The organism is Mesorhizobium sp. M1A.T.Ca.IN.004.03.1.1 (assembly GCF_003997555.1).
In the GTDB taxonomy this organism is placed as follows: Bacteria; Pseudomonadota; Alphaproteobacteria; order Rhizobiales; family Rhizobiaceae; genus Mesorhizobium.
In genome coordinates this window covers 1-241 of record NZ_RZTV01000973.1, presented here as the reverse complement: position 1 = coordinate 241, position 241 = coordinate 1, and the positions used below count along the sequence as shown (strand labels likewise).

Below are 241 nucleotides of genomic sequence, written 5' to 3'. Positions count from 1 at the left end.
AACGCCGACATCGACTAGATGCATCGCATGGCCGACTTCGCGGCGATCGGCCGCATCGTCGCGAAGGTCTGCGAATGGCCTGAGGGCACGCTCGAGAGCTTGATGACGGCGCTACAAGCCGAGCGCGACGCGTTCATCAACGAAGAGGACCCGCTCGTGCGCTTGCTCCACACGTGGATCGGCCACAAGTACCGCGCCGGCAAGAGCAACATCGGACGCGTGATCGACTCGCTCACGCTCT

1 protein-coding gene is annotated in these 241 nt (G+C 63.5%); it reads left to right on the top strand.

Features of this window, described 5'->3' with window-relative positions:
- Positions 1-27: 27 nt before the first annotated feature.
- Positions 28-241: hypothetical protein (locus tag EOD29_RS34580; RefSeq protein WP_164764080.1), on the top strand; the 214-nt coding region annotated here is incomplete at its 3' end.